The following is a 2,264-nucleotide window of genomic DNA, read 5'->3' on the forward strand; positions in this document are numbered from 1 at the left end:
GTCGTGGCTGATCCAACTGTTCAATGCGGCGGTGATGAGGCTGATCGGGTAAGGGACTGAACGTCCACCTGAAGTTACCCCGCGATCTGCTGGGGGCGCTGGAGGTGCCGGAAGATCAGGTAGAGAGGCGGCTCCGCGAGATGTTAGGCCGCCGCATCCCTGACCGAGCTTGTATACCAGGGCGCATGTACAAGTAAAGTGGAAGTGCAAAATGAAACGCATGTTAAGCATCGTAGGAAGTTTGTTGGGCCTGCTGGTGCTCGTAGGCTTGGCGGTTGTTCTGGCCCTAAGCTTTGGTGGGCTGCGAAGAGCAGCGGAGCCGGCGTCTCAAAGCTTCCAATCGCCTATCGAGACACCGACATTGCCACCGTATCCACCCCCGGCAACACCCGCTCCTCCCAGCCTACCGGCTGTACCGGTACCACCTTGTAGGTTTGTGGGGCACCCCGCGCCTGCCGAACTCGGACCACCTCTCGAGCCTTATCAGTTTTCCGAACCCAAGATCGTGCTGACCCATCCGGCAGCCATCGGTATCGCCGGATGGTTGCCCGATGGCCAACAATTGCTGATCACGCGTGATCTCCCAGGCACAAACCACAACAGCATTGATGTTTTCGATCCTCAAACTGGTGAGTTGCGCACCTACGCCGAGCGGGAAGGAAACAGCGGCAAACCGGTCTGGTTGCCGGCCTTGAATGCTGTAGCCTACCTGACGCTGGTGGCGGAAAAGGGAGAGGGACAACCGATAAGCTATCGTCCAGAATTGTGGATCAGCTATGGCAACCCCCAGCAGGCGGAGCGCCTGACGTCAGACGTATGGGGGTTCTCACTGGCGGTTGAACCCGATGGAAAGCGCCTGTGGTACTTTTCCCGCTCGGAGCCTGACCGCCCGCAGATATTCGATGGGGAAACTAGAGCCATCCAAGCGGCGCTATTGGACCTGGCCCCGCTGCGATATTTGAAACCGGGGTTGGAGTGGGCCATGCGGGATCGGTCGCCCGATTTCAAGATGGCTTGGCGTCCCGATGGCTCTCAGATGGTGCTCTATTCCCAATTCTGGACGTTCTTGGTGGACGTTAAGACTGGTCAGGTGTGCGAACTCAATCTCGGCACGTATAACCCTGAAGCGATGGACATTCCGCCCTGGCCCCTGGAGGCGCAGTGGAGTCCGGATGGACGCTATTTAGCTTTTATTACGACCGACAGTCTGAACCTGCCCCTTCGGCGCACCGATCTCTCCATTCTTGACATGGAAACGGGAGAGCGCCGCACGCTGTCACCAGGGCCGGACATCGAACCCGGTCGGCATTATGTGACGGATATGGCTTGGGCGCCAAATAGTCAGGTTTTGGCTATATTGGCTACTGTAGAATATCGTGATGGGGCAACATGGGAGGGTCTTTATCTCGTTGAGGGCGCAACTGGGCAGAACAAACACCTGCTACCGCATATAGTATTCCCAGCCGGTGATACCGGGTGGAACTTGGCCTGGTCTCCCAATGGCAAATCCCTTGCCGTGACCTGTCTATATGGCCCATTGTGCCTGGTAGAAGTAACATGGCCATAAGGAGGATTTATGCCACACATTCGCCTTAGACTTCTACCGCTGACTTTACTGTTCTGGGGAGTGATCAGCTCTGGAAGCGCGTTTGCCTCCTTCAGTCCTCCCTCAAATATCATCCTACGTGTGTATCGCTTAGAGTCAAGCGGCGCTCTCTGGGTAAATCCTGCTACCGGAGCCTATCATCTCTGTTCATCCAATGATACATACTACGGCTGTACTGCTATTCCCAATTATGCCTATCCTTATTCTACCAATCCTGTCACCATTCCCATCGAGACCGACTACCTCCTGGACGTAGTACCCAAGGAAGTCAGCGTAGAGGCTTTTCATCCCACCGCCATCCAAGCGCAGGCTATCGCTGCTCGTTCCTATGCCTACTGGCATATCCGCCAGGGAAGCACGATCAATAACTCTACTCAGTTTCAGGTCTTTGTCCCTTACGCCTTTGAAGCCCTCAATCCGACCACCTTCCCGGACAACCCCAGCAATCCTTGCGCCAGCAGCAACCTGAACACCAATCAGCGCCTCGTCTGCGGAGCCGTAGCTCCTCGCCACTACATCGCCTATGGCACCTACCCCAATGACGACCTGCCCGCTTTCACCGAGTATTTCGCCGACATCCGCAACCGCACGATCAGTGGTGGACAACCCTATCTGATCGCCGTGGATGATCCCATCAGTTCCCATCTGGACATCGTTC

At 56.1% G+C, this 2,264-nt stretch carries 2 protein-coding genes; both read left to right on the plus strand.

What is annotated here, in order from left to right; genetic code table 11:
- The first annotated feature begins 211 nt into the window (after positions 1–211).
- Positions 212–1,567, plus strand: coding sequence for a hypothetical protein (locus ABJK56_RS19190; RefSeq protein WP_347246300.1), 1,356 nt, complete (start codon positions 212–214; stop codon positions 1,565–1,567).
- Positions 1,568–1,576: 9 nt separating this feature from the next.
- Positions 1,577–2,264 (plus strand): SpoIID/LytB domain-containing protein (locus ABJK56_RS19195; RefSeq protein WP_347246301.1); only part of this gene is annotated, 688 nt, incomplete at its 3' end.

This window comes from Thermogutta sp., assembly GCF_039793925.1.
Lineage (GTDB): Bacteria > Planctomycetota > Planctomycetia > Pirellulales > Thermoguttaceae > Thermogutta.

What these genes read in the sequence shown, in the direction of transcription:
- ABJK56_RS19190 (WP_347246300.1), top strand. Translation starts at nt 212, where the DNA reads ATGAAACGCATGTTAAGCATCGTAGGAAGTTTGTTGGGCCTGCTGGTG.